The sequence below is a fragment of the Corynebacterium sp. HMSC070H05 genome (assembly GCF_001837615.1).
GTDB classification, from domain to species: domain Bacteria; phylum Actinomycetota; class Actinomycetes; order Mycobacteriales; family Mycobacteriaceae; genus Corynebacterium; species Corynebacterium coyleae.
In genome coordinates this window covers 307915-332269 of record NZ_KV833341.1, presented here as the reverse complement: position 1 = coordinate 332269, position 24355 = coordinate 307915, and the positions used below count along the sequence as shown (strand labels likewise).

The 24355-nt window shown below is 58.2% G+C and carries 25 protein-coding genes; 15 read left to right on the top strand and 10 right to left on the bottom strand.

Annotation, left to right across the window (positions count from 1 at the left end):
* Positions 1 to 27: 27 nt before the first annotated feature.
* From HMPREF2617_RS09790 to msrB, 3 genes are read left to right on the top strand one after another with little or no spacing between them, the layout of a single operon-like run.
* Positions 28 to 798 (top strand): pyrimidine reductase family protein, encoded by a 771-nt coding sequence (locus HMPREF2617_RS09790; RefSeq protein ID WP_070840598.1) that lies wholly within the window; start codon positions 28 to 30, stop codon positions 796 to 798.
* A gap of 25 nt (positions 799 to 823) precedes the next feature.
* Positions 824 to 2059 carry a glycosyltransferase family 87 protein gene (locus HMPREF2617_RS09785; RefSeq protein ID WP_070569919.1) on the top strand — a complete coding sequence of 412 codons (1236 nt, stop codon included), beginning with the start codon at positions 824 to 826 and terminating at the stop codon, positions 2057 to 2059.
* Positions 2056 to 2469, top strand: coding sequence for a peptide-methionine (R)-S-oxide reductase MsrB (gene msrB, locus HMPREF2617_RS09780; protein ID WP_070483781.1), 414 nt, complete (start codon positions 2056 to 2058; stop codon positions 2467 to 2469). Before HMPREF2617_RS09785 ends, msrB begins: the two co-directional genes overlap by 4 nt.
* Positions 2470 to 2482: 13 nt before the next feature.
* On the opposite strand, the gene hemQ is transcribed toward msrB, so the two are convergent.
* Positions 2483 to 3187, bottom strand: coding sequence for a hydrogen peroxide-dependent heme synthase (gene hemQ / locus HMPREF2617_RS09775; protein WP_180950015.1), 705 nt, complete (start codon positions 3185 to 3187; stop codon positions 2483 to 2485).
* Between the two features lie 134 nt (positions 3188 to 3321).
* Here hemQ and HMPREF2617_RS09770 point away from each other — a divergent pair, with 134 nt between their 5' ends.
* Both HMPREF2617_RS09770 and HMPREF2617_RS09765 read left to right on the top strand, forming a co-directional pair.
* Positions 3322 to 3960: a DUF3000 domain-containing protein gene (locus HMPREF2617_RS09770; protein ID WP_371325696.1), complete on the top strand. Its 639-nt coding sequence runs from the start codon at positions 3322 to 3324 to the stop codon at positions 3958 to 3960.
* Between the two features lie 16 nt (positions 3961 to 3976).
* The gene (locus HMPREF2617_RS09765) at positions 3977 to 5254 is read left to right on the top strand and encodes an HRDC domain-containing protein (protein ID WP_070840597.1); all 1278 of its coding nucleotides are present in this window, start codon (positions 3977 to 3979) and stop codon (positions 5252 to 5254) included.
* 4 nt (positions 5255 to 5258) lie between these two features.
* Here HMPREF2617_RS09765 and dxs read toward each other — a convergent pair whose 3' ends face one another.
* The 4 genes from dxs to dut all read right to left on the bottom strand — a co-directional run bounded on the left by dxs (position 5259) and on the right by dut (position 10068).
* Complete coding sequence (gene dxs, locus HMPREF2617_RS09760; RefSeq protein ID WP_070840596.1) at positions 5259 to 7178, bottom strand: 1-deoxy-D-xylulose-5-phosphate synthase; 1920 nt, start codon at positions 7176 to 7178, stop codon at positions 5259 to 5261.
* Between the two features lie 129 nt (positions 7179 to 7307).
* A complete protein-coding gene (locus tag HMPREF2617_RS09755; protein ID WP_246821729.1) occupies positions 7308 to 8567 on the bottom strand; it encodes a class I SAM-dependent RNA methyltransferase in 1260 nt (419 codons plus the stop codon).
* Positions 8568 to 8569: 2 nt separating this feature from the next.
* A complete protein-coding gene (locus tag HMPREF2617_RS11750; RefSeq protein ID WP_083279413.1) occupies positions 8570 to 9520 on the bottom strand; it encodes a DUF3710 domain-containing protein in 951 nt (316 codons plus the stop codon).
* A 71-nt stretch (positions 9521 to 9591) separates the two neighbouring features.
* On the bottom strand, positions 9592 to 10068 hold the full coding sequence (gene dut / locus HMPREF2617_RS09745) for a dUTP diphosphatase (protein ID WP_224212648.1): 477 nt from the start codon (positions 10066 to 10068) through the stop codon (positions 9592 to 9594).
* Positions 10069 to 10124: 56 nt separating this feature from the next.
* Between dut and HMPREF2617_RS09740 the strand changes: the two genes are divergently transcribed.
* On the top strand, positions 10125 to 10646 hold the full coding sequence (locus HMPREF2617_RS09740; RefSeq protein ID WP_070422360.1) for a DUF3093 domain-containing protein: 522 nt from the start codon (positions 10125 to 10127) through the stop codon (positions 10644 to 10646).
* 43 nt (positions 10647 to 10689) lie between these two features.
* On the opposite strand, the gene HMPREF2617_RS09735 is transcribed toward HMPREF2617_RS09740, so the two are convergent.
* Entirely contained in the window at positions 10690 to 10983 is a 294-nt protein-coding gene (locus HMPREF2617_RS09735; protein WP_070422359.1) for a DUF4193 domain-containing protein, read from the bottom strand.
* A 160-nt stretch (positions 10984 to 11143) separates the two neighbouring features.
* Between HMPREF2617_RS09735 and ppgK the strand changes: the two genes are divergently transcribed.
* Positions 11144 to 11962, top strand: coding sequence for a polyphosphate--glucose phosphotransferase (gene ppgK / locus HMPREF2617_RS09730; protein ID WP_070614508.1), 819 nt, complete (start codon positions 11144 to 11146; stop codon positions 11960 to 11962).
* Between the two features lie 309 nt (positions 11963 to 12271).
* Positions 12272 to 13714 (top strand): RNA polymerase sigma factor, encoded by a 1443-nt coding sequence (locus HMPREF2617_RS09725; RefSeq protein ID WP_070816247.1) that lies wholly within the window; start codon positions 12272 to 12274, stop codon positions 13712 to 13714.
* 109 nt (positions 13715 to 13823) lie between these two features.
* On the opposite strand, the gene HMPREF2617_RS09720 is transcribed toward HMPREF2617_RS09725, so the two are convergent.
* Genes HMPREF2617_RS09720 through HMPREF2617_RS09710 form a run of 3 tightly spaced genes read right to left on the bottom strand, consistent with a single transcriptional unit; the run spans position 13824 to position 16451 of the window.
* Entirely contained in the window at positions 13824 to 14387 is a 564-nt protein-coding gene (locus HMPREF2617_RS09720; RefSeq protein WP_070451290.1) for a DUF4190 domain-containing protein, read from the bottom strand.
* A 52-nt stretch (positions 14388 to 14439) separates the two neighbouring features.
* Positions 14440 to 16197 (bottom strand): DEAD/DEAH box helicase, encoded by a 1758-nt coding sequence (locus tag HMPREF2617_RS09715; protein ID WP_070451288.1) that lies wholly within the window; start codon positions 16195 to 16197, stop codon positions 14440 to 14442.
* Complete coding sequence (locus tag HMPREF2617_RS09710) at positions 16194 to 16451, bottom strand: DUF3039 domain-containing protein (protein WP_070422354.1); 258 nt, start codon at positions 16449 to 16451, stop codon at positions 16194 to 16196. The genes HMPREF2617_RS09715 and HMPREF2617_RS09710 overlap by 4 nt, the downstream gene beginning before the upstream one ends.
* A gap of 48 nt (positions 16452 to 16499) precedes the next feature.
* On the opposite strand from HMPREF2617_RS09710, the gene HMPREF2617_RS09705 reads away from it, so the two are divergent.
* The 6 genes from HMPREF2617_RS09705 (at position 16500) to galE (ending at position 21968) form a co-directional block, all read left to right on the top strand.
* Entirely contained in the window at positions 16500 to 17051 is a 552-nt protein-coding gene (locus HMPREF2617_RS09705; protein WP_083279411.1) for a DUF3099 domain-containing protein, read from the top strand.
* Positions 17044 to 18585 carry a DUF7782 domain-containing protein gene (locus HMPREF2617_RS09700; protein ID WP_070840595.1) on the top strand — a complete coding sequence of 514 codons (1542 nt, stop codon included), beginning with the start codon at positions 17044 to 17046 and terminating at the stop codon, positions 18583 to 18585. The genes HMPREF2617_RS09705 and HMPREF2617_RS09700 overlap by 8 nt, the downstream gene beginning before the upstream one ends.
* A gap of 21 nt (positions 18586 to 18606) precedes the next feature.
* On the top strand, positions 18607 to 19041 hold the full coding sequence (gene dtd, locus HMPREF2617_RS09695) for a D-aminoacyl-tRNA deacylase (protein ID WP_070422352.1): 435 nt from the start codon (positions 18607 to 18609) through the stop codon (positions 19039 to 19041).
* A gap of 118 nt (positions 19042 to 19159) precedes the next feature.
* Complete coding sequence (locus HMPREF2617_RS09690) at positions 19160 to 20149, top strand: sigma-70 family RNA polymerase sigma factor (protein WP_070422351.1); 990 nt, start codon at positions 19160 to 19162, stop codon at positions 20147 to 20149.
* A gap of 129 nt (positions 20150 to 20278) precedes the next feature.
* Complete coding sequence (locus tag HMPREF2617_RS09685; protein ID WP_070422350.1) at positions 20279 to 20968, top strand: metal-dependent transcriptional regulator; 690 nt, start codon at positions 20279 to 20281, stop codon at positions 20966 to 20968.
* 19 nt (positions 20969 to 20987) lie between these two features.
* Complete coding sequence (gene galE / locus HMPREF2617_RS09680; RefSeq protein WP_070422349.1) at positions 20988 to 21968, top strand: UDP-glucose 4-epimerase GalE; 981 nt, start codon at positions 20988 to 20990, stop codon at positions 21966 to 21968.
* On the opposite strand, the gene HMPREF2617_RS09675 is transcribed toward galE, so the two are convergent.
* Positions 21965 to 23110, bottom strand: a complete 1146-nt coding sequence (locus HMPREF2617_RS09675; protein WP_208856596.1) for a DUF4192 domain-containing protein — start codon at positions 23108 to 23110, stop codon at positions 21965 to 21967. The two genes, galE and HMPREF2617_RS09675, sit on opposite strands and share 4 nt — an antisense overlap.
* A gap of 138 nt (positions 23111 to 23248) precedes the next feature.
* On the opposite strand from HMPREF2617_RS09675, the gene HMPREF2617_RS09670 reads away from it, so the two are divergent.
* On the top strand, positions 23249 to 24301 hold the full coding sequence (locus HMPREF2617_RS09670; protein ID WP_070614511.1) for a PAC2 family protein: 1053 nt from the start codon (positions 23249 to 23251) through the stop codon (positions 24299 to 24301).
* The last annotated feature ends 54 nt before the right edge of the window (positions 24302 to 24355 follow it).

Genomic DNA, 24355 nt, shown 5'->3' with positions numbered 1-24355 from the left:
AACAAAACCGCTTTACAATCAACGACGATGCTTACCCCCAACACCTCAGACCAGCTTCCCGACTCGATCGACCCGCAGGTATTGATTGGGCCGGTTCTTCCACCTGGGGAGTGCGAGACACGCTTGATTGGTATTGCTTCGCTCACCGGGGTTGCCGCAATCGAGGGAGCATCTGCCGGCTTGGGAAGTGCGACCGATTTCGCATTGCTCAACGCCCTTCGCGTGTGGTCTGATGCAGTGCTCGTTGGCGCGGAAACGGTACGAAAGGAAGACTACTTCGGTGCGCGAGTCTCGCCAGAGAAACAGCAACAACGGAAAGAAAACGGGCAGTCTGTCGCGCCTCCGATTGTGGTGTTAAGCCGCAGCCTCGGTTTTGATACGTCCTCGCAGCTCTTCTCCAATAGTCTCGCAGCGCCGATATTCGCCGTCCCCCAGGATATGCTCGATACCCCTGAGGTTGCTGCTCGCGCACATGACATCACCGAGGCTGGTGGCAGCATCCTCCCGCTCGTAGATGACTCCATGCGAACAGCAATTGAAGCGCTGCACATGCACGGTATGTCCCGCATCGTTTGCGAGGGAGGTCCACAGCTCAACACCCAGATGCTGAATGAAGACGCGGTAGACGTATTTCATTACACCATCAGCCCTCACGCAGTGCTGCAGCCTTCTGAAGTGAGGTTGTTCGGGCACAGTGACGACGATCGCAACATCCCCTTTGTTCTCGAGTCGGTTAAAGCAACAAGCGATTCCCTGCTGTTTTGCCGTTACCGAAGGGTGCGGGACCGAAAAGGCTAATCGAGCCGGTACGGTATCACCCGTGATGTTGCAAACTCGCCTCCATGATTTTTGGGTCGCCCCAGCGCCCGTCGCGACGCGTTCCCACGCGGAGGTACCAACCTCCACGCTTCGAGGCGCAGGTGCTTTGGCTTGGCCACTGGCAGTCATCTTGATCGTGCACAGGCTTTTTGTCCTCGCACGCACCGGATCGGTGACCGACGACTTCACTACGGTCTGGTCGGCGGCACGCCGCTTCGTCGACCGAGTACCTGTGTACAACGAGATTTACGAGCACGTTGACCCGCACTACCTCTATAACCCGGGTGCTACGCTGCTACTTTCTCCTCTTGGGATGCTTCCAAGTATGGAAAGCGCGAGGCCATTTTTCATCCTGTTCAACGCGCTTTGCATTATTGCTGCAGTCACATGGCTTACGCGGCTAGCGGGCTTCCGCATGTCTCACCCGGTGCTTCCAATCGCATTAGCCCTTGCATTTATGACGGAAGCCGTGACAAATACCTTGGTGTTTTCGAACATCAACGGCGTACTGCTTCTCGCCCTGACTGCGTTTATCGCGTTGTTTCTCGCTAGGCGTGATGTCGGTGCGGGTATCGTGCTCGGGCTGGCGGTCGTCGTCAAGCCAATGTTCGCTCCGCTTCTCGTACTGCCACTGATGAAAATGCGGTGGAAGGTAGTTGCTAGCGGTGTCGCCGTACCTGTATTCCTCAACGTCATTGCCTGGCCGCTGACTCCAGGTGCTCGCGACTACATCGACGTTGTTGTGCCGTATCTAGGCATCACACGCGACTATGCCAACTCTTCGCTCGCAGGTTTTGCCGTCTATTTCGGTATGCCTGCCTGGGCGCACACCATCCTCTTTGTCGTCGCTGCATCTGCTGTTGCGGCGGCGATCATTGGTTTAGCCCGCTGGCGTTATAGCGACGAATGGCTTTGGCTGACCCTGAGCACCGGCGTCCTGCTCGCAGGCGTATGCCTACTGTCCTCACTCGGACAGGCGTACTACTCGATGATGCTCTTCCCCGCCCTGTTTACTGTGTTTCACCGCGCCAGCCCCCTGCACACTTGGCCAACGTGGCTGGGCGCCGTTTTATGTCTCGCGCCACTGAGTTGGGTTACGCCTGACGCGATACTGCTTGGACGGTGGCTGAACACTTTTCTTCCCACATTTGGATGGGCCGTGTTTATTGTCGCGGTGGCATCGTGGGTATGGTCTACTCAAATCACATCGGCGCCACAAAAGGAGAGGACGCGACAATGAGCGAATCCAAACCAAATTACAAGGACTTCACCGAAGCACAGTGGCGAGAAAAACTTAGCCCTGAAGAGTTTCGGGTCCTGCGGGAGGCCGGCACCGAGGCACCCGGTGTGGGCGAATACACCAACACCACCACTGAAGGTGTCTACCGTTGTAGAGCATGTGGTGAGGAACTGTTTCGGTCCTCAGAAAAGTTCGACGCACACTGCGGGTGGCCAGCATTCTTTTCCCCACTGGCGGGCGATCGGATTATTGAGCGCGAAGACCGCTCTCACGGAATGATCCGTACGGAAGTACTCTGCGCGAACTGTGGCTCTCATCTCGGCCACGTGTTTGCCGGCGAGGGTTTTGACACCCCCACCGACCTGCGTTACTGCATCAACTCCATTAGCCTGACGCTGGAAGAGGCCTAGGGCCTCATCCGGCCTACGGCAGGATGTTGATGATCTCCGCGATGTCGCTGACGCGACGTCCGGTCTGGAACGGAACCTCCTCGCGCACGTGCAGGCGGGCCTCGGTGTAGCGCATCGTCTTCATCAGGGCCTCAATGCGCTCGAGCGTTGGCGCCTCAAATGCCAGCATCCACTCGTAGTCGCCGAGCGTAAACGCCTCGACGGTGTTCGCGCGCACGTCCGCAAAGTCGCGGGCGGCTTGGCCGTGTTCAGAAAGGATTCGGCGACGCTTCTGGGGGTCCATGATGTACCAGTCATACGAGCGAACGAAGGGGTAGACCGTGATCCAGTCGCCCGGTTCCTCCCCCATAATGAAACTCGGCAGGTGGGACTTGTTGAACTCTGCAGGACGGTGCAAACCGTTGCCAAGCCAGCTCACCTCAACGAGCTGACCGAACGCAGTCTCACGTCGGAAATCAGCCAGTGCCTTTTGTAGGTCGGAAAACTCTTCTGCGTGCCACCAGATCATGAAGTCTGCATCAGCACGAATGCCGGTGTTGTCGTAGATGCCACGAACAACAACGACGCCCTCTTCTTCAAGCTTGCGGAAGAAAGCCTGCGCTTCTTCGATGATACGAGTACGTTCCGTCCCAAGAGCACCGGGAATTGCACGGAACACTGCAAACTGCAGATAACGCTGCGTGGCGTTGAGTTTCGCAAAGTCAAGCTTGGCCATGATGACGCTCCTTCCCTGCCGATACGGCAGATCAAACTAAAGTCGTAATGAGTCTACGCTGTCGCACATTGCGTCTCGACGATATGTCGGCGCGCCTCCCCCACCACACGCAACGGGTCGATACCTTTATGCGTGTGATGAATCCGGACACCACCCCCCAGACCTCCACACATAGTGCGGATACGCTCGGGGAAGGCGCGAACGAGAACTGGCCGGCGGATTTTTCTAAGGCCGTCGAGTCAATGCATGCAGCCCAGCTGCGTCCTGAGATTTCCCTCGGGACTATCCGACCGCCGCAGCGACCAGCACCGTTTAGCCATGCTGTGGGGCTCGAAGTAGTCCACCCGAACGAGGACGGTGACAACATCCCGGTCGATTCAGAAGGCGATGCTTTCGGCCGACTAATCCTCCTACACTCCCCTGCCGCCGAGGAGGCCTGGGAGGGCACCATGCGGCTGGTGGCCTATATCCAAGCGGACATGGATGATGCTGTGGCGTCAGACCCGTTGCTACCTGACGTCGCTTGGCAGTGGCTCAATGAATCGCTCGCGGAGACCAGTGCTGGGTTCACCAATCTTGGCGGCACGGTTACGTCGACCGCATCAGTACGCTTCGGTGAGATCGGCGGACCTCCCCGCGCATACCAGTTGGAGATGCGCGCCTCCTGGACTGCTGAGGGGATCGACTTGAAGAGCCACGTCGAGGCTTTTTCCAAGGTTTTGGCCCATGTTGCCGGGCTTCCACCAGAGGGTGTGACACAGCTCAACGCACGCTAGGGCATACTTACGCAACATGACATCCCAGGTGCAGTACCACCTCGTAGAAACTCCCGAGCAATTCTCTCGCGCAGCGGCGGCATTGGCAGAAGGTCGAGGCGCTTACGCCATCGATACCGAGCGCGCAGCGTCATTTCGTTATGACGACCGAGCGTTTCTCGTGCAGATTTATCGACGAGATACCGATACGTACCTGTTCGCCCCGGAAGGCAACCGAGACGCGCTTCATGATGCCCTCGCTCCCGTCATCAACGGTGAGGACTGGATTATCCACGCTGCCGTCGATGATCTTAAGTCGCTCGCAATGCTCGGTCTCTACCCAGGCACAATCTTTGACACAGAACTCGCATCCCGCTTCGCAGGGTTTAATAGGCCAAATTTGGCAGCGATGGTGCAGCACTTCGTAGGAGTAGAACTTAAAAAAGGTCACGGCCACGAAGACTGGTCCACCACACCTCTGCCACCGACGTGGCAAGAATACGCAGCGCTAGATGTGGCACACCTCCACGATCTCGCAGAGGCTCTCGCCGAGCAATTGGACAACGAAGGCAAGCTTTCGTTCGCCGAGCAGGAGTTTGAGCGGATTGTCAACGAGCTCGGACCGGACAACGCACCCTTTAATGAGACATGGCGTGACATGAAGGGAGTGTCAGGGCTACGCTCCGCCAGGAGCCTGCAGCTCGCTAAAACGCTGTGGACCGCCCGCGACGAACATTGCCGAAAAGAAGACATCTCTCCCGGTCACATGCTCTCGAGCGAATCAATCGTCACCATCGCTCGTACTGTGCCATCTTCCCCATGGGAACTGCGAAACTGCCTGCGCTACCGCTCGCTCAACACAACGAAAGCCAAATTCTGGTTTAGTCTCGTCGAACAGGCGCTCGCTGAGAACCCCGAACAATGGCCAACCCCCGCGCAGCCTGCACCGACTGACCCTCCCGCAAAAATTGTGTGGGAACGCGACTACCCACGTTCCTGGCACGCATTGCAGTCGGCGCGAAAGTACGTCTCTGAAGTGGCGGCGCAACAAAACATCCGTCCAGATATGCTGCTCTCTTCTGCAGTGCTGCGACAAGTTATGTGGACTGCCCCAGACTCCGACGCCGTATGGAGTACTGACGCTGCTGCTATGCAACTGAAGCGTGCTGGGGCACGCCCATGGCAGATCGCCCTTACAGCACCGCTGCTCGCGCGGGCCCAAGCTGAAGCGAAAGCAGCAAGAATCCCGCAGGGCAAAACCCCGTCATCTGGACGAGCTGCAGCACGTCGACGTCGCAGGAAGCGCGCTCAATAGCGCCTTACTCACTGTCAGCGAGTCGCTGTGCCCACTCTCTAATCTGCAGGGTGGCAGACTCCGCATCGAGTCCGTACTCCTGGAGGATTTCGTCGCGGGACCCGTGCAGGGGGAACACATCCGGAAACGCGAGTTGGCGTAGCGGTGTGTCCACCTCTGCTGCCGAAAACGCCTCAGCGATAGCAGATCCGACGCCGCCTCGAATGATGCCGTCTTCATAGACCACAACCATGTCAGCTTCGACAGCCAGGTCACACAGCGCGGCGTTGACGGGAATGATCCAACGGGGATCGACAACAGTTACGCGGATACCGTCGTCGACAAGCGCATCTGCAATCTCGAGCGCGGCCTGACCAAATGCGCCGACGGCAACGAGTAGCACGTCGATTTCTGAATCGCTGCTATCACCTGTGGGTTCGGCGAGGATATCTACACCGCCGACGTTTCGCAGTGCCGGGATCGTCGGGCCGGCAGAGCCCTTCGGGAACCGTACGATCGTCGGGGCGTCGTCGACAAGAAGGGCCTCCCTGAACTCTTCGCGCAACGACTGAGTGTCTCGAGGTGCGGTGATACGGACACCCGGGACGATCGATGCGATCGCCATATCCCAAACACCGTTATGGCTTGCGCCGTCGGAGCCAGTTACGCCTGCACGGTCCAGCACTAACGTAACCGGCTGGTGGAGCAAACCTGCATCCATAAGCAACTGGTCAAAAGCACGATTGAGGAAGGTCGAGTAAATCGCCACAACCGGGTGCAATCCACCGAGTGCCATACCAGCGGCAGACGTCACTGCGTGCTGTTCCGCAATCCCCACATCGAAGAACCTGTCTGGGAACTGCTCACCAAATGGCTGCAGACCGGTTGGCCCCGCCATTGCCGCAGTGATCGCAACGATGTCATCGCGTTCGTGGCCTGCGCGAAGCAGCTCTTCGGTGAAAGCGGCGGTCCAACCTGGCTTAGAGGTGGCCAGTGCTTTTCCTGTTACAGGGTCGATCACGCCGGTAGAGTGCATCTGGTCGGCTACGTCATTGACTGCCGGGGCGAAACCGTGGCCTTTCTCAGTGACAACATGCACGATCAACGGCCCCTCGTAGCGCTTGGCATACTTAAAGGCGTTGAGCAGTGCTTTGAGATCATGCCCCTCGACCGGACCGACATATTTCATACCAAGGTCCGGGAACATTTCGGTTGGAAGAACCTGATACTTCACGCCTTCCTTGAGCGCATGCAATGCATCAAAGGTCTTCTCTCCGACCCACCCCATAGATTTGAGGGTCTTTTTCCCAGACTCCATGACCTCGTCGTAGCCAGGCTGGATCCGAATAGCGGCTAGCTGGTCACGGAGCTTGGTCAGGTTATTGGCCAGTCCGCCAATCGTCGGAGAGTACGAACGGCCGTTGTCGTTAACCACGATGACAACGTTGCGGTTTCCGGCCGCGATGTTGTTGAGTGCTTCCCAACACATGCCACCTGTGAGCGCTCCGTCACCGACAACTGCGATGACGTGATCGTCCGAATTACCGGTGAGTTCCTTCGCTTTGGCAAGACCGTCAGCATAGGACAGCGAGGCGCTGGCGTGGGAAGATTCGGTCCAGTCGTGTTCTGATTCAGATCGCGACGTGTACCCAGAAAGACCGCCCTTCTTGCGCAAGGAATCAAACTGGTTCGCACGTCCAGTCAAAATCTTGTGCACATACGACTGATGCGACGTGTCAAAGATGATTGGGTCGTTCGGGGAATCGAAAACGTAATGCAGCGCCAGTGTCAGCTCAACAACGCCGAGGTTCGGTCCGAGGTGTCCTCCGGTTGCTGACACTTTCTGGATGAGCAGCTGCCGGATCTCGTCCGCGAGCGCGTTGAGCTGGCTCGGCGCGAGCTTCTGCACGTCTGCCGGTGTCTCAATATGCTCGAGCAGTCCCACTATCCTGTCGCTCTCCTTCAGGTTTTTCGCCGCGATGCGGTCCGCATCTGCGGTGTTCCCGTATGGTTTCCGCACGTTGCGTAGTGCGGAATCGGTTCTGGTCAGCTTACACTCCGAAATTGGTTGGCCCTATTCCTCCGCACCACCATTGTGGTCAGGCACAAGTGATGCCATGACCTCAAAATGGTGAGTATTGGGAAAAGCATCGATAAGAGCAATGTGCTCGACTCTAAATCCGTGCGCGCCAAAGCCTGCGAGGTCGCGCGCAAAGGTTGCTGGATCACAACCGATGTGAATGATGCGTTCTGGAGCCGCTTGCACAATCTTGTCGACGACATCACGCCCTGCCCCTGACCGGGGCGGATCTAAGACAACAAGTCCCGGAGCCGGAAGCTCGCTGATTCCAACTTCCACCTTCACATTGTGGCGATGCACATCAAACTCGTCTTCCACTGGCTGTGGGTTCGCCGTCGCCGAAGCGGAGTAATCAACGCTGTCGATCCTGCCGCCGCCGATTGCCTCATTGATCGCAGGCACAAATGCACCGACGCCTCCGTACAGATCCCATCCGTTACGGTGCATGTAGTTGTCGCTTCCCCATTCTTTAATGAGGTCGCTATAGGTTTGCGCCGCGTTGAGGTGCGCTTGCCAAAATGCTGTAGGGGGAAAGGAAAACTCGTGACCGTCTACCACCTCGGTGACCAACCCCGGGCCTTCAAGCACCTTGTGAATACGCTCAACGCGTCGGCCACGCTGCGCCGACTGTGTTTCCACAACGTGACGTTTCCCGCGGAAATCCACGACCGCCACAATCTCACTGCCGGGCGTGTATCGAGCCGCGTCGTCGCCAATGATGCCGTCGAGCACTTGCGGCGCGACCTGACTACACACGACACCACCGACAACGTCTGTCGATTTCAGTGCACGCATTCCGGCTCGTCCTTGCGGGTCGACGCCCATGCGGACACGGGTGCGCCAACCAGTTCTGGGATCAAGCTCCACAACCCGCAATTGCTTCTCGACGACATCCGCCTCGACAACACCACTCTTGCTCGCAAGCGCACCGAGTTGGCCAAGAAGAACGTCGCGTTTGAGCGAGACCTGCACCGCCGGGTCAATGTGCGCGAAGTCGCAGCACCCCGCACCTGCTGCTGCCGCAGGACAAGCCGATCTGACCCGGTGAGGCGATGGATCCACTATTTTGACAAGCTCTGCACGTGCCCAGCGTTTTTTCACACGGGTCAGTCGCGCTTCAACCGTGTCGCCGGGAATTGCGCCCGCGATGAAAACGACGCGCCCGTCTGGGGCGTCGGCGATGCCTTCTCCCCCGTGCGCCATTGCCCTCACAGACAACTTCAGCACGAGGCCGGCAGTAATCTCGTCAGTCACAGCTACTCGGACTTACCGCGTCCGGCTTGGCGCTGAGCGCGCTGCGCCTCACGGAATTCGCGGAGCTGCTTTTGGCCTTCGACATTTTGAGCGATGATCTTCTGCAACGCGTCGCTCAGCACGTTCGGGTTACCCTCCGCGGGGGCTTCCTGAGCGCCCTGAGCCTGCTGAGCACGCGCCTCCACAGCCTCTTGCACCTGCTTTGCCAGCTGCTCAGGAAGCACAACGGGGAGAGAGTTTCCAGCAAGAATCGGGTCGTCGCCACGGTAAACAAACGAGCGCGCGACCGTTTCACGACCAAGTTGCGCAAGCTGGTCTTCCGAACCGGACGGAGCAGCAAGTGTCACTCGGTAGAGCCAGCGCGGCCCCTCCACACCGATGATTCGAATGACGCCGTTAGTGCCGGTTCCTACGATCTCTTGACCCCAGGGCCCCTGCTCAATTTCGACGGGCATACCCTCAGAACGCATACCTTCGATGATCTCGTCGGAAGATTCCTCCCACAAACCACCGGTTCGCGGAGCAGCAAACGCCACCGGGGTCAGGCGGCCGAAGCGGGTGACGATGTGAACCATCTTGGGGCCCTGCTCGCCCATCTCCACCTGGACCTGGGATTCCTTCGGCAGTGGAATCCGGATGGATCCGAGGTTCAGCGTGGCCTGGGAGAAGTCCGAAAAGTCAAAGTCATCAATGTTGACGTTATCGCCATCGAACGGACCCGTGGAGCCATTGATCGGGTCATAATCTGTAAGGACCTGCACGCCTTCTGCCACACGAAGCTCCGGCGCCTCTACCTGCGCATCTGCCGTAGCAGATGCCGACTGGGTATCAGCAACCGATTCGGGCGCCTCAGCCTCGGACGCTGCCGGTGCCGCGGTTGACTCCTCTACAACCTTCTGCGGTTCCGGGGTTGTTTCGGCTTTCTTCTTCCTCCTGAACGGCCAGATTGCCATTGCAGGTACCTCCTCTAAATTCTCAGTACGTTTTCGTCGCTAAAGACTGTAGCCCCCAGAGCGACACAGAGTTAGTTCGTGCCGGTCGATCCGTAGCCGCCAGCGCCTCGGACCGTCTCATCGAGCTCGTCCACTTCTTGAAAGCTTGCCAGTTCCACACGTTGCACGACGAGTTGTGCGATACGCATTCCACGTGTGATGACAATCGGCTCAGACCGGTCGGTGTTAATGAGACACACCTTGAGCTCGCCCCGGTACCCTGCATCGACGGTTCCGGGAGTATTTACAATGCTCAAGCCCTGCTTTGCTGCGAGCCCGGAACGCGGGTGAATCAATCCCACTGTGCCTACAGGAAGCGCAATCGCAATTCCTGTGCCAATAAGCGCTCGCTCACCTGGCTGGAGCGTCACATCCTCTGCGGAGTAAAGGTCAGCTCCGGCATCTTCCGGGTGAGCCCGGTGAGGCAAGGGCAAATCAGGGTCAAGTCGCTTAACTGCGATTGGGCCGATGGTGTCGTCGATACGCGCGATTGATTGTTGCTCTTCCACGCTGCCAACCATACGGCAGCTGGGTTCCTCCGATATCAATGCCTAAGGTATGAGGGGTGACTACGAACCCAGTGAATCCTTCCGACACTTCCGCTCCGGATGCAGCGAAAGTGCTGTATACCGAGCGCCAATGGGTGCCTTGGTACTGGTGGGCTGCAGTTGCAGGCCTGACGCTGCTCCTCGCAGGCGAGCTCGCACTGAACCGCAACATGTGGTGGTTTGTCGGCGGCTTTGTTGTCGCAGGCGCGTTGGCGGTCTGGTTTTTAGTATGGCTGTCGCGCTACACCCTAACCGTTGAGCAGGACCCTGACGGGACCCGCTGGTTGCTCGCCGGGGATGCGAACTTGCCCAGTACGGTCGTGGACCGCGCGACGGTTGTGCCGGCTTCCGCCCGCCAGAATGCTTTGGGTAGGCAACTCGATCCGGCAGCGTTCCTCATCACGCGGTCGTGGGTGCCCGAGCATGTTCTTCTCGTGCTCGATGACCCTGAGGATCCGACGCCGTATTGGCTTATTTCAGCAAAAGACCCGGAAGCCGTGCTTGATGCATTCGTTCCGGGCCTTAAGGACCGCTCCTAATCCCCACGAGGAGCGGATAACGGCTTGCGCCGCCTGACACTAATTACTCGCAGTCGAGGCAGATCTTGGAGCCGTCGTCCTCGACATAGGCGAGGCGCTTGTTCTTTTGCACCAAGAAGCAGGACGCGCAGGTGAATTCGTCTTCCTGGCGTGGCTTGACCTCAACATTGAGTTCCTCACCCGAGAGGTCCTGCGTCGGGGGCTCGACAGGCTCAACGATTTCCCCATCATCGTCCATGCTGCTGCCTGCAACCTCTGCTGCCTTCAGGCCTTCGAGGGAGTCGGTTTCGATGTCGTCGTCCATGCGGCGGCGCGGCGCATCGTAATCGGTGGCCATGCTTGATGTTCCTCCAGCTCAACGTCGTGCTTGATCGCGCCTCTACACGCGACATTTGAGCGGAATACTAAAGCACGTCCATGCTTCTGTCATCTTTGCTGGTAGAAACTCATTTTTTCGACATCATCCGCACAAGGGTGCAAGTTTGTACACTGCGCACATGACCTCACCTCAACCACACAACGAGTCGCACGTGTCGCGCTCAGTTTCCCCTTCATCCCGGTTCGGCTTTGGAGTTGACGTTGGAGGCTCCTCCCTGAAGGCTGCGGTTGTCGACCTTCACAGTGGCGAATTTCACGGTGAAAGACTTGAGGTGGCTACGCCACAACCGGCGACCCCTGACGCTATTGCAGAGGCGGTCGCGCAGTTAACGCGTCAAGCAGCATGGTCAGGCCCGGTTGGGATTGCGCTTCCGAGCGTGATTGTCCGCAACATTGCTCGCACTGCGGCGAATATTGACCCGACTTGGGTGGGCACGGATGTGGTTGAGCTCTTCTCTACCGTGCTGGGGCACCACGATGTCACTGTGCTCAACGATGCCGACGCAGCCGGGCTTGCGGAGGTGTCTTTCGGATGCCCCGAAGCACAGCGCGGCTCTGCCTTGTTTCTGACGTTTGGCACGGGTATCGGCTCAGCGCTTCTAGCTAACGGTCAGCTCTTTGCCAATAGCGAGCTCGGGCATCTGCTTATCGACGACACGGAGGCCGAACACCTTGCTTCATCCGCCGTGCGCACGAGGGAAGGCCTTTCTTACGACGATTGGGCCAAGCGCGTGGAAACTGTTCTTTGCGAATACGAACGACTCCTCAACCCGGATGTCATCATCGTTGGCGGCGGTGTTTCGGAAAACAGTGACCAGTGGGTTCCACTGCTGAACGTCAACACTCCAGTAGTTGTGGCCAAGTTACTGAATCGAGCAGGCATCGTGGGCGCTGCCAAGGCCGGTGCCGGTCATGTCGCTGGCTCACCTCATAGGTAAATCCTGTAGGGTGTTGACATTCTGCATATTCGGGCTACGCGCCCATACGTGCAGTAGGCACATAAAAATGGAACGTTCACCTGCTTGCTAGGATGGGCGTTCTGAAAATTTTTATGTGCTTGCGTACCCTGGTTTTCCAGTGGTAGCAAACACTGCACCAACTGCACTTCACAACGATGAAGTGCACATCGCAGTGGTTGTGGGCCGAACCTCTTGCGAGGTCCCGGCCCCGAGATAGTCTGATGAGTCGAAAGGGCGTACGTGGTAGCCAGCGAAGCTTCAAGCAACAACACCGTTCATGGCGAGCCTGTGGATCCGTCAAACGGTGGCGAGAGCAACGGTTCCGGTACCGACTCGAAGCCTGCCAAGAAGACGGTGAAGAAAGCAGCCAAAAAAGCAGTGAAGAAAACCGCGAAAAAGACTGCTAAAAAGACTGCGAAGAAAACCGCGAAAAAGACAGCCAAGAAGACGGTAAAGAAGTCCGCGAAGAAAACTGTCCGTAAGTCTGCGGCGAAGCGCACCACAAAGGCTGCTCAAACCGCTGCAGCGACGGCGGACGAAGCCGAGACCGAGGATCTCGAGGCAACAAGCGCGGACGACGAGTCCTTGGATCCGACAGATGCCGAGGATTACGACCCGGACATGGGCGACGATGAGGACGACGCGTTCGACGAAGATCTCGACGGTGCCATGGACGACGCCGACGAGACCGAAGACGAAGATGACGAGGAAGAAGAGGACGACGGTTCTTCTGTCTGGGACATTGAAGAATCCGCTGCCCTGCGCCAAGCACGCAAGGATGCTCAGCTGACCGCATCCGCGGACTCTGTTCGTGCCTACCTCAAGCAAATCGGCAAGGTTGCACTTCTCGATGCAGAGCAAGAGGTCTCTCTTGCGAAGCGCATCGAGGCAGGACTCTACGCACAGCACCGTCTCGACGAGATGGCACGTGCTGCTGCAGAAGGCGACAAGGATGCAAAGCTCACGCCTGCGGTAAAGCGTGATCTCCGCGCGGTTGCTCGTGATGGCCGTAAGGCAAAGAACCATCTGCTCGAGGCGAACTTGCGTCTCGTCGTGTCGCTGGCCAAGCGTTACACCGGCCGCGGGATGGCATTCCTGGATCTGATTCAGGAAGGAAACCTTGGCCTCATCCGTGCCGTTGAGAAGTTCGACTATTCCAAGGGCTACAAGTTCTCCACCTATGCCACGTGGTGGATCCGCCAGGCAATTACGCGTGCTATGGCAGACCAGGCCCGCACCATTCGTATTCCGGTGCACATGGTCGAGGTCATCAACAAGCTTGGCCGCATTCAGCGTGAGCTGCTGCAGGACCTCGGTCGCGAGCCAACGCCGCTCGAACTGGCAAAGGAAATGGATATCACCGAGGAGAAGGTCCTCGAGATCCAGCAGTACGCTCGTGAGCCGATTTCGCTCGACCAGACGATTGGTGACGAGGGCGATAGCCAGCTCGGCGACTTCATCGAAGACTCCGAGGCAGTCGTTGCCGTGGATGCCGTGTCCTTCACGCTTCTACAGGATCAGCTGCAAGACGTTCTGCACACGCTCACCGAACGTGAGGCTGGCGTCGTTCGCCTGCGCTTCGGCTTGAGCGATGGCATGCCGCGCACCTTAGATGAAATTGGTCAGGTCTACGGCGTCACGCGTGAACGTATCCGCCAGATCGAGTCGAAGACGATGTCGAAGTTGCGTCACCCGTCGCGCTCCCAGGTGTTGCGCGACTACCTGGACTAAATTTTCACGCGACAAAGCTCAGCGCCCCGGCCAGATCATGTATCTGCCGGGGCGCTGAGCTTGCGCTTTACTCGGTGCTACTCGTTTACGGCGAGTATCACCGCGGTCTTTAGTTCGAGGACCCTTCCATTTCATTTATCTTTTCATTGAAGCCATCTTCGATGCACTTCTGGTATGCAGCGTTGTCCGATTGGTACTGTTCACAATCGCCGATGATGTCCTTGGCAAAGTACACACCCCAGAAGATCATCACCGCAGTTGCGATCATTGCGAAAGCGCCTAGGACCAGGCCGGTCACCGCCATGCCTTTGCGGGAACCCGGCCCCACGATGTTCTTCGATTTACGGATACCAACGATGCCGAGGATCACCGCGATGACACCAAGAATGATGGCACCGAACAACGTGAACATGGCAGGGATCGAGAGAATGCCGAAAATCAGGGCTGCCATTGCAACGCCATTAGGTTTCTGCTCCCCTACCGGCGCTGTGCCGTAGGGCGCGCCGTAAGCGGAGGGGCTCTGGGCCGTGTCATAGCCCGCTGGTGCCTCATAGCCGGCGTAGTTGTTCGCTGTGTCGTAGCCTTCCGGCTGCGGCTGGTTATAGGGCGAGACTCCCTCAGGGTGGCCGTTCGGGTCGTTCGGGTAACCGTTGGGGTTGTAGCGGTCAGTCATTCGTTTCTCCTCGTTTTACGTAATGTGCCCGCCCACTGTACCGACTTCGGTGTCACCAGTCACGAAGGTATGCGATGCGTTCTCGGAGCTGTTCCGCGCTACACAGTGCAGTCGGTGGACCTCCGCAGGCCTTTCGTACCTCGGTGTGGATCGCACCGTGTGGGCGACCAGTTTTGCTGGCGACGATGGATACGCGCGCGTTGAGTTCGCTGCGTAGCTGAGGGAGTTCGTCAGCTGCAGTTGCACTTTGGGGAGTCTCCTCCACCGGCTGTGTTACCTTCTGCGGCTCCCCGAGGATCTCCGCTCGTTCACGAGCGCGTCGTTCCTCTGCCCGGCGCGCTTTTTCTTCAGCATCGCGTGCGTCGAGTTGGTCGGCCTGGCGTTTGGCCAGCAGGGTGCGTACTTGCTCGGCGTCGAGGAGGCCGGGCAGTCCGAGGAAGTCTTGTTCCTCTGCAGAGCCGGCGACTGTTGGGGTGCCGTAGGTGGATCCGTCGAAGATCAGCGAGTCGAGCTCCGCCGATGCTCCGATGGTTTCGTATCCGGAGGTTTCGTCGGGTTCGTTTTGGGTGCGGTTGGCCTGCTCGAGCAGTTCGTCGGACCAGCCGGATTCGCGGTGAGGTTTGCCTAGGACGTGGTCGCGAGAAACTTCCATTTCCTCAGCCAGGCGCAGCAGCACTGGGACGGAGGGCAGGAAGACGGAGGCCGATTCGCCGGGCATGCGGGAACGGACGAAGCGTCCGATGGCCTGGGCGAAGAACAATGGTGTGGATGCTGAGGTTGCGTAGACGCCGACGGATAGGCGTGGCACGTCGACGCCTTCGGACACCATGCGGACAGCGACCATCCATTCGTCGCGAGATGCTGAGAATTCGTCGATTCGATCGGAGGCGCCTGGTTCGTCGGAAAGAACGAGCGTGACTGGGGTGTTGGAAAGTTTTTCCAGGATCTTCGCGTATGCGCGGGCGGTGGTTTTGTTGGTGGCGATGACTAGTCCGCCAGCGTCTGGCATGTTTGCGCGGACTTTCATCAGGCGGGTGTGTGCAGCATTAAGGACGGCTGCGACCCAGTCACCTTTCGGGTCCAGTGCGGTCTTCCATGCACGTGCGGTTTGTTCGGCGTTCAGTGGTTCGCCGAGGCGAGCTGAGTACTCCTCCCCTGCTGAGTCTTTCCATTGTGCTTCGCCCGAGTATGCAAGGAACACCACGGGTCGGACGACGCCATCGGCCAGTGCGTGGGAATAGCCGTAGGTGTAGTCCGATTCTGAGACGAGGTGGCCGGCGCCGTCTTCGACGTAGCGCACGAAAGGGATCTGGGAGTCGTCGGAACGAAATGGTGTACCGGTCAGAGCGAGTCGGTGTTCGACGTCGTTGTATGCCTCGTAGACACCATCACCCCAGCTCTTGGAGTCACCTGCGTGGTGGATCTCGTCGAGAATCACCAGCGTGCGTCGTGCTGAAGCGACAGCATGGTGTTTGAAGGGGTGCATACCTACTTGCGCATACGTGACGACGATGCCGTCGTAGGCGGCGTTGACTGCCGAAGAGTTGGTGAAGTTTGGGTCCAACGACATTCCGAACCGCTTGGCGGCGTCCGACCACTGGTGCTTGAGGTGCTCGGTTGGTACGACGACGATAATGCGCTGGACGGTGCGGTCAGCGAGCAGGGTCGAGGCAAGCGTGAGCGCGAAGGTGGTCTTACCTGCGCCGGGCGTTGCCACAGCCATGAAGTCGCGTGGCTTGGTACTCAGAAACGAATCGAGGGCCTCCTGCTGCCATTTGCGCAGCGAAGGCCCAGAAGACGCGGCTGTCACTTGCGGCGCAGCCCCTTATAGATCCGCTCGCAGTCCGGGCACACCGGAGAGCCGGGCTTTGCTTGTTTTTTCACCGGGAAGGTTTCGCCACACAGGGCGACGACCATTTTGCCGGAAATCGCAGAGTCGACAATTTGGTCTTTTTTGACGTAGTGGAAAAACTTCGGGGTTCCGTCGTCGGTTGTCGACGAGGTATCTTCCCGCAAATCCGGGCGTTCAAGTGTCTTCGTCGTCGTGTTCACGCGCTCTATCATGCCCCAAATTGAGCGAGAGGTTAAGCCGGAGGGCTAACCTCGACGCATATGAGCACCAATGAGAACGTTTCCCCCGATTCTGATCCGCGGGACCGAGCCCGTGACGGGTTGTTCTCTAGTTTGAGCCAGGACGATCAGACGGTTGACGCTCAAGCCGAGGATGTCGTCGACTCCTCTGTGCCTCACTCGCGTCGGCGTCGTCGCATGGCCCGCGCTTTGATCACAGACGCGGTGACGAGTCCTGAACAAAACCGGCAGTCTCGTGAGAAGCAGTACGCCATTTTGCAGGGGCTTCGCCTACCGTTCATCCTCGCCGCGATCTGGGCTGCGTGGATGAGCTGGTGGGTGCTGGCGGCAATATTGTTCGTCGTCTCGGTACCGCTGCCTTGGATTGCGGTGGTGTTGGGCAACGCACAGGGCGAGAAGCGGGATGCACGCTCAAAAAACGTGTACAAGCCTGCGGTAGTGCGTGAGGAGATTCGGTTGGAGAATTCTCGTCGTACGGCGCTCGAGAGTTCGTCGTCAAGCACGGCAAACGTGCCCGATATCATCGATCACGACGACGGTGGGGATGATGCAACAGGAGACAACGATGAGTGATTCAGTAACGGTAAGCCCGGAGACAGCGAAAACTCTTGCCCAAGCATTGGCAAAGGCCGGTTTTACGTCCGTAGGGATTGCTGAGCACCTTGGGCCAGCCGCGACGCAGGCGATGTTTCGCGGTGAGCCTGGAGTAGTGCGCCACGCGTGCCAGGATGGGTCCCGTTTGTCGCGGTTGATCCGGTTTTTTATCTTGCGCGAGCCATGCACCGCAGCGGAACTCAGTGATGTGCTGTCGCAAGAGCTTGTGCAGCTGCTTATCGACGACTGCGTGGTCGCCCCTGCAACCGACAATGCCGAACTTCACATCGCACTCGATGTGCGCCCGCATGTGATCGCAGATGAGGAGCGCTTTGTCTTTTCCGATCTCGATGCGTCGATGACCGACATCGTCCCAGGACACGATCATGTTCTCGGCGTTGGCGCCGCTTCCTTATCACTGCTTTCGGCTGCGCCTCAGACACCGGTGTCGTCTGTTTTGGATTTGGGAACGGGTTCGGGGGTGCAGGCACTTGCACAGGCCCACGTTGCTAAGAGAGTTGTCGCGACAGATGTTCACGGTCGAGCGCTGGACTTAGCTCGAGCGACGTTTGCTGCCAACGGTGTAGACAATGTGGAACTGAGGCAAGGAAGTTGGTTTGAACCTGTTGCGGGCGAACGGTTCGACCGCATTGTGGCCAACCCCCCATTTGTTGTCGGACTACCCGAGGTGGGCCATGTCTACCGCGATTCAGGCTTGGATCTTGATGCGGCCTCCGAGCTCGTTGTCTCCGGCGCAGTGGAACATCTTGCCGAAGGCGGCCGTGCTTTCATCCTGGGTTCCTGGGTGCACAGCAAGGATGCGTCCTGGCAGTCTCGGGTGGCGTCGTGGTTGCCCAGCACAGGAGTGAACGCCTGGGTGCTGCAGCGCGATGTTGTGGATCCAGGGATGTACATCTCCACGTGGCTTCGCGACGAATCCATCGACCCCCGCTCTACTGAAGGCATCGAACGCACCGAACGGTGGCTGGAGCACTTTGCGCAAAATAACGTCACTGGAATCGGATTCGGGTGGATTGTCTTGGAAGATATCGGCGATGCCGCAACTGAGGTCACCGCTGAGGAACTATCCCAGCATTTCACTGACCGCTTAGCACCGGAGGTTGAAGAATACTTCCTGCGTAGCGATTGGCTGCGTGGAAAATCCTTCGCCGAAGTTCTTGATGCCCAATACATGCTGCGCCCAGGGGTCGCGCTTGAGGAGGTCAGTTTGGCCGACACCGAAACCGGTATCGGCTTCGCACCCGAGGTCATCCGTGTGACTCGCACGGACGGGCCACGGTTTACCCATACCGTGGATGCTGGGGTGCTCTCCGTTATTCGTGGGCTGCACCCGCAAGGCCTTGCGCTTCGCGACGTCACTGGGCTCTACGCTGCTGCCAACGGTATTAACGACGAGGCTGCACTACATGAGCTTGAGCAATCCAGCTCGGCAGCCATAGTTGATCTTGTCCGTCATGGCGTTGTCCTACCCGCAGAAATCGCCGCTATCTGATCAGAAACAGAGGAATATCCTGTGAAAGCCGTCCTGACCCGCGTTTCCGAGGCTTCCGTCACCGTCGACGGCGACGTTGTCGGCGCTATCAATTGCGCTGAGACAGGCGGAATCCTCGCCCTTGTCGGCGTTGGCCGCGAAGACGACGAAGAAGCCTGGCAAAAGATGGCCCGCAAAATTGCAGAACTGCGCATTCTCGACGGGGAAAAGTCCGTTGAAGACGTCAATGCTCCGGTGCTTTTAGTCAGCCAGTTCACGCTTTTAGGCCGCACTGCCAAGGGTCGCCGCCCATCGTGGGGAGACGCTGCCCCTGGCGAAGTTGCGGAGCCAATCATCGCAAAGATCGCGTCGGCACTGCGTGAACGCGGAATTCATGTCGAAGAAGGGCGATTCGGCGCCAACATGCAAGTCCAGAGTGTCAACGAAGGGCCGTTCACCGTGTTGGTAGAAACGTAACGCTCAGTGAATATAAATGGTGCCCGCGGGAACACCTCTTCACCTCGGATCGTTGGTCTATCAGATTGCACCGATGCAACATGAAGTGTTTCACCCCAGTCCGAGGAGGCGTTGTCACATGACCCAGCCGGATCGTGCCACAGAAAAAGAAGAGAACGTCGACCGCGGTAGCCGACGTAATCAGACCAACGACAACCCATCCGCAGACCTTGTACGCGTTTATCTCAACGGCATCGGCAAAACCGCCCTACTCAACGCTGAAGAAGAGGTCGAGCTTGCCCAACAGATCGAAGTTGGCCTCTACGCTCAGCATCTTCTCGACGATCCGGAGGTGAAACTCACCCGGGCAAAAAAGCGCGACCTGACAATCCTCGCTAAGCAAGGCCGCAAGGCGCGCGCGCACCTCCTCGAGGCGAACCTGCGCCTGGTCGTATCGCTTGCGAAGCGCTACACCGGCCGCGGAATGCCACTGTTGGACCTCATCCAAGAAGGCAACCTCGGCCTTATTCGTGCGATGGAAAAGTTTGACTACGCCAAGGGCTTTAAGTTTTCCACCTACGCCACCTGGTGGATCCGCCAAGCAATCACGCGAGGTATGGCTGACCAGTCCCGCACAATCCGCCTCCCTGTGCACCTTGTCGAACAGGTCAACAAGCTCTCACGTATTCGTCGCGAAATGTATCAATCTCTCGGCCGTGAGCCGACGAACGAGGAACTGTCCGAAGAGTCCGGCATCGAAGAGTCCAAGATCGAAATGCTGCTGCGCCAATCCCGCGACCCCGTCAGCTTGGATATGCCGGTCGGTGCAGATGAAGAGGCGCCTTTGGGTGACTTCATCGAGGACGCGGAAGCCACCGACGCCGAAGACGCCGTCGTGACTACGCTGCGCCATGACGACATTCAAGACATCATTAACGGCCTTGAGCAGCGCGAACAGGATGTCATCCGCATGCGCTATGGACTGACTGACGGTGTGCCGCGCACCTTGGACCAGATTGGCCGACAGTACGGACTATCCCGGGAACGCGTACGTCAGATCGAACGCGAAGTCATGGCGAAGCTTCGTGTGGGCGAACGTGCAGACCGTCTTCGCGATTACGCAATGTAGCCATTAGGAAAAACAACAACTACGCCCAGTGATGGGACTTAGGTCACTATCGCTGGGCTACAGTATTTGTCGAACGTTCGTTATAGCAGCAACAGCTGCTGCCTCGTCGAGTGGAAGGAACCAACAACCGTGCGTGACCTCGTCGACACCACAGAAATGTACTTGCGAACGGTCTACGAGCTGGAAGAAGAGGGCATCACTCCCCTTCGCGCTCGCATCGCTGAACGGCTTGAGCAGTCTGGCCCCACCGTGTCGCAAACTGTGGCACGCATGGAGCGCGACGGACTTATCGTTGTTGAGCAAGACCGTTCCCTCTCCCTCACTGAGGAAGGGCGCGCACTCGCAACCGCGGTGATGCGCAAACACCGTCTCGCGGAACGTCTTCTGACCGACGTGCTGCGCCTTGATATTGAGAAAGTGCACGACGAGGCATGTCGCTGGGAACACGTCATGAGCGAAGAGGTCGAACGTCGCCTTGTCGCAGTGTTGGATAACCCCACCCACTCCCCATTTGGTAACCCGATCCCCGCACTGGAAGAGCTGGGAGCACCACAGGGGGTGCCCGAGACACGCGGAACTCGAGCGACCGATCTTCGAATCCAGGAACCGACCAGAGCGCGTGTTGTGCAGATTTCGGAAATTCTTCAGGTCCCGTTGACAGACGGTGTCTCCCTTGCAGGCATCGGTCACTTCGTCGGCCAAGAAGTGACGTTGACTCCATTTGAAGACGGCGCGCTGGAAGTCAAGACCGCCAACGGAGAAACTGTTGTACTTCCATCTGAGCTAGCACACGCGCTGCGCGTCGAACCGCTCAACTAACGATTCGAGGAGAAACCCCATGAAACTTGTAGTCACAGGCGGCGCAGGATACGTCGGAAGTGTGTGCGCGCAAGCACTGCTTGAAGCAGGCCACGACGTCACCGTTATCGACGATTTCAGCACTGGAAACCGCTACGCTGTCCCTGAGCAGGCTGTGCTCGTTGAGGGAAACATTGTCGATGTTATCGACGACGTACTGGCTGACGGTGACGTCGATGGCGTACTGCATTTCGCTGCACGCTCGCTTGTCGGCGAGTCGATGGAGGATCCCGCCAAGTACTGGCATGGCAATGTCGGAGTATCACTCGCGTTGCTCGACGCAATGCGCAAGCACGACGTGAAATCCCTGGTGTTTTCCTCGACCGCTGCCACCTACGGTGAACCAGACACCGTGCCGATTACCGAAGATGCGCCAACACGTCCAACGAATCCCTATGGCGCCTCCAAGCTAGCGATTGACCACGCAATCACGTCCTACGCCAATGCGTACGGCCTCGGCGCAACGAGTCTGCGCTACTTCAACGTCGCCGGCGCACACAACGGTGTTGGTGAAAACCACATCACTGAAACCCACCTCATCCCCATTGTGTTGCAGGTTGCCATGGGCTACCGCGACAAGATCATGATGTACGGCGATGACTGGCCAACAAACGACGGTACTTGCGTGCGCGACTACATTCACATCCGCGACCTCGCCGACGCCCACATGCTCGCTTTGGAAAACAACACGCCTGGCCAACACAAGATCTATAACCTTGGTTCCGGTGCTGGCTATTCGGTGCGAGAAGTTGTGGAGATGTGTCGCGAAGTCACCGGCCATCCCATCCCAGCTGAGGTAGCTCCTCGCCGTGCAGGCGATCCGGCTGTGCTCATCGCGTCGTCCGAAAAGATCAAAAGTGAGCTTGGTTGGAACCCCACCCGCACAGATCTACGCCGAATCGTCGAGGACGCATGGGCGTTCACCCGCGAACTGGGAAGCCGTTCGCACTCGGCGCGTTAACCTCCGAATTCGAGCCACGTGTCTCTGCATGCTCGACTGCTCACTTCAAGAATCTCTTCTGCCTTGCCCGCCAGCATCACTTGCAGCAGCAGATTCGACAGCGCATGACCTGGAACTTCCTCGTCTGCGCACCGCAACGCAGTGCCCGCCCATGCGTACAAGCGTTGGGAAAGGGCAACCATCGCCCAAAGACACAACGCGTTGGCCCGAATGGCTCCGGTGAAGTTCCTCGCGATACACAACATCACCGCGGATGCCCCGAACGGGTATGCAAGCGCGTCGACGATTAAGCAGTCGCGCAACCGGCTTCTGCTCAGCATCGCGGCGATAAGTTCGACTTCGTCATCCGACTGAAACACATCGCTCAGTTCAACGTATCCATCCCCGTCAATGATCGAATCCGCTGGCGTTGAGACGAAGAGCTCGCAGGCCCGCTCGACGTCCCGGCGCGCAAGAGCAGGTGCCACTGAGACCAGATCCATTAGGTCAAGGCCTCGTCGATACGCAGCGGGCGCGACCTCGTCGCAACGCACAGCATCGCTGAGCAATAGCGGGTCGAAGTGCTCGAACGTATCCGCGCGATCGAGCTCCGGCAGCAAGCCGTTATCGATGTACGGCCGCATCGCCGGCGACGCGATCACCGAAGCGACCGTACCCGAAGCGAATGTGTCCTCCCACCCCCAGATCTGTGCGTTCTCCGTCTCGTTGGAGAACGCGAGGCGGTACGGGGTGCCATCAGCGACTTCCGAAACTAACCAGCACGCGTCGACCAGTGGCACAATCCCCTGATAACTGTCTCGCAACTCCTTAATGGCCTGTTTGACCATCTCCGAATCAGGGACTCGGCTAATGATCACGCCAAACGTCGCCACACGTTGCGTTATTGGCAGTTGCTCAAGCATGTTGCGAAGCTGCTCTGTGCTGCCCAAATCAGAGCATAAGTACGGCCCAACATCCAAGATGTCAGGTTCCCCCGGACGCGCTTGCAAGGTGATCAGCGAAACGGTTTCAGTTGGAAAGTACCCGAGAGTTCCAGGAAGTGATGCAATCAAGTGCGCGGGCGATTGCAATGTGTAGGTGTCGTGGTGCGCCGCGCCAGCACCATCCGATGAATGAGTTCCTTGTGGTTGAGTGTCTGTCATAAATATCAGACGCACTGAAGCAGTGTTCGGTTCCATCCAAAAACATAACGGGGAATGTTTTGCTCGCTTCCTTCGTTGTGGTGGGGGAATCAGCGATACCATTTCAGGAGATCTACAACCGTGACTTACGATCAGCAGATGTACGAGCTTGAGTACCCCTCGCCCACCGTGGACAGCACCTCCCAATCGGGCCCGGCGCTGATTATTGCCATGCACGGCTACGCCGACGCAGGTCACGCAGTTGAGTCTGCAGCCGACCATCTTAAGGCCGCGCTAGAGACCCATACGGTGGCGACGTTTAGCAACGACGAGCTCATCGACTACCGCTCACGACGCCCAACGGTGACACTCGCCCATGCTGAAATCGCAGACGTTGCAGACCTGCAACTCGATATGCGGGTCCTGCGCGACAGCAAGGGCAAGTCTTTCTTGCTCCTGTCCGGGCCTGAACCGGATCTTCGCTGGGAAGCGTTTAGCAATGCAGTCGCCGACCTCGTCGAGCGTTTCAACGTGGATAAAACGATCTGCCTCTACGCTGCCCCTATGGGCGCGCCACACACTCGCCCCCTTGTGGTATCAGCACACGGCAACGACACCGACCTCGTCGGCTCGATGTACACCTTCGACGGTATGGTGAGCGTTCCTGGCTCCGCCGCAATTCTCATTGAGCGCGAACTCCACAAGCGTGGGCGAAATGTCGCAGGCTACACAGCGCACGTCCCGCACTATGTCGCTGCTTCTCCGTACCCGCACGCAACTTTCCAGCTCTTGCAGTCGGTAGAGGATTCCACCACGTTGACCTTCCCGCTTGGTTCGTTGGAAGGCGACATGAAGCGGGTCTCCCAGCAACTTGCAGAACAAACGACGAACTCCGCTGAGATCACCCATGTGGTCCAGGCCTTGGAGGAACACTATGACCAGGAGATGGAGGAATACCGTCGCCACCACCCGCAAGCCATGATGCCCGGTGAGGCACAGATGCCCTCGGGTGAGGAAATCAGCGAGGCTTTTGAGAACTACCTCACCGCCATCGAGGACCGAGACCGCAACCGTGGTCAACAGCGCAGTCTGCCTCACGATGAGGACACTGATCGGCGCTTGCGTGACTACTACTTCATCGACCCCGACGCTGAAGAAGGTGACGGCGACAGTGACGACGACAGCGAAGGTGACACCGGCGCAACATCCTAAATGCTGATGGGATGTCGGGGCGGTCAGCTACGGTGGTGAGCGTGACGCTCACTG

Coding starts and splice junctions, on each gene's coding strand:
- HMPREF2617_RS09790 (WP_070840598.1), top strand. CDS start 28: ATGCTTACCCCCAACACCTCAGACCAGCTTCCCGACTCGATCGACCCG.
- HMPREF2617_RS09785 (WP_070569919.1), top strand. CDS start 824: ATGTTGCAAACTCGCCTCCATGATTTTTGGGTCGCCCCAGCGCCCGTC.
- msrB (WP_070483781.1), top strand. CDS start 2,056: ATGAGCGAATCCAAACCAAATTACAAGGACTTCACCGAAGCACAGTGG.
- HMPREF2617_RS09770 (WP_371325696.1), top strand. CDS start 3,322: ATGAATCCGGACACCACCCCCCAGACCTCCACACATAGTGCGGATACG.
- HMPREF2617_RS09765 (WP_070840597.1), top strand. CDS start 3,977: ATGACATCCCAGGTGCAGTACCACCTCGTAGAAACTCCCGAGCAATTC.
- HMPREF2617_RS11750 (WP_083279413.1), bottom strand. CDS start 9,520: ATGGCAATCTGGCCGTTCAGGAGGAAGAAGAAAGCCGAAACAACCCCG.
- HMPREF2617_RS09735 (WP_070422359.1), bottom strand. CDS start 10,983: ATGGCCACCGATTACGATGCGCCGCGCCGCCGCATGGACGACGACATC.
- ppgK (WP_070614508.1), top strand. CDS start 11,144: ATGACCTCACCTCAACCACACAACGAGTCGCACGTGTCGCGCTCAGTT.
- HMPREF2617_RS09720 (WP_070451290.1), bottom strand. CDS start 14,387: ATGACTGACCGCTACAACCCCAACGGTTACCCGAACGACCCGAACGGC.
- HMPREF2617_RS09710 (WP_070422354.1), bottom strand. CDS start 16,451: ATGATAGAGCGCGTGAACACGACGACGAAGACACTTGAACGCCCGGAT.
- HMPREF2617_RS09705 (WP_083279411.1), top strand. CDS start 16,500: ATGAGCACCAATGAGAACGTTTCCCCCGATTCTGATCCGCGGGACCGA.
- HMPREF2617_RS09700 (WP_070840595.1), top strand. CDS start 17,044: ATGAGTGATTCAGTAACGGTAAGCCCGGAGACAGCGAAAACTCTTGCC.
- HMPREF2617_RS09690 (WP_070422351.1), top strand. CDS start 19,160: ATGACCCAGCCGGATCGTGCCACAGAAAAAGAAGAGAACGTCGACCGC.
- galE (WP_070422349.1), top strand. CDS start 20,988: ATGAAACTTGTAGTCACAGGCGGCGCAGGATACGTCGGAAGTGTGTGC.
- HMPREF2617_RS09675 (WP_208856596.1), bottom strand. CDS start 23,110: ATGACAGACACTCAACCACAAGGAACTCATTCATCGGATGGTGCTGGC.
- HMPREF2617_RS09670 (WP_070614511.1), top strand. CDS start 23,249: ATGTACGAGCTTGAGTACCCCTCGCCCACCGTGGACAGCACCTCCCAA.